Raw genomic sequence first — 1,163 nt, forward strand, 5'->3', positions numbered from 1 at the left:
TTCGTATTTCTGCGCGATAAAACGAGTGCTCAGCTGCGGGTGCCAGCACCGAAGCGGCGGACGACGCGGCGTTCGACCACGACGGAGCGCTGCGCGCCCTGTTCGCCGGCAATGACGCGCGTGGCGGTGATGCGGCTGTTGGTGCGGGCCTGCTTCTTCACCTCGGCCTGCACGACGTCGAGCGGCATCCCCATCAAGGCTGCAGCGATCTCGGCCTGCTGCGCCTGGTCGTCGGTGATACCGACGGCGGCGAAGATCGCCTCGTCCAGGGTGGGCGGATCGTGGCGGACGCGCCGCGTGCCATACTTCGTCTTCCAGTCTGCGCTCATAACGGCCTCATCTTGATGCCGGGATACCTAGTGCCCCAAATGTTGCATTGCAATATGAATTCGGTGTGGCAGCTCAGCTATGCACCGGTCGGGTGTCAGGGCGGTGACGCCGCACCTGCGCCGACTTCAACCCGCTTCTGAGGCCAGCGTTTCAGGGCTGCGTGTCCGGATTCCGTCAGCCCGTAAATTCCCCGTTCAGTGCGTTCGAACCAGCCATACACATTGTTAAGCAAGATCTTGCCTGCATCGGGACAGCGTTCGCGCAGCTCGCGCACGCGCATTGGGCCTTCGGCCAGCGCCGACGCGCAAGCCAGTGCCTGCTGTCGATAGGCTGTCATGATCGGTGCACGGGTGCTGCCGCCAAGCACGGGATCGCCTTGGCGCCGCTGATGCTCCCTGACGAGACGGGAGCGCAACTTGGGCTCGCGGCGTGGCGCTGCGGTGGGCGGCTTGACCAGCACCTCGACCTGGCCGCGCTCGGTCACTCCGAGCATGCCGAAGCCGAGCCGGCGGCAGAGATTCCGATAGCGCGCGTCGCTCTCGCGTCCCTTGCCACGCGCCGACATCTTCGCCGCGATCCAGACCTCGTCGCCGGCGGGCGCCCGGTCGACCGCCTGCAAGATCAGCTCGAGATTGAAGGCAAGCTTGAGCTCGCCGATGACCACGACCGGCGGATCCTCGGCGCTGAGGCCGACCAGATCGCAGCCGCCGATCTCGCCCTTGACCGTGAAGCCGAGCTCTTCGAGGAAGCGTTTGACGGGCAGGTAAAGCGCGGTTTCCAACGGCGTTCCGATCGGAGAATCAGTTGTAGACAGTCTAGTGCCTTCTTGGCTC

The 1,163-nt window shown here is 65.0% G+C and carries 2 protein-coding genes; both read right to left on the reverse strand.

Annotated elements, in window-relative coordinates; genetic code table 11:
* Positions 1–29 precede the first annotated feature (29 nt).
* Positions 30–329: a hypothetical protein gene (locus JHD07_RS34530; RefSeq protein ID WP_291630304.1), complete on the reverse strand. Its 300-nt coding sequence runs from the start codon at positions 327–329 to the stop codon at positions 30–32.
* 95 nt (positions 330–424) lie between these two features.
* On the reverse strand, positions 425–1,111 hold the full coding sequence (locus JHD07_RS34535) for a DUF2161 family putative PD-(D/E)XK-type phosphodiesterase (RefSeq protein ID WP_291630306.1): 687 nt from the start codon (positions 1,109–1,111) through the stop codon (positions 425–427).
* Positions 1,112–1,163: the final 52 nt, after the last annotated feature.

Source organism: Bradyrhizobium sp. (assembly GCF_016462955.1).
In the GTDB taxonomy this organism is placed as follows: Bacteria; Pseudomonadota; Alphaproteobacteria; order Rhizobiales; family Xanthobacteraceae; genus Bradyrhizobium.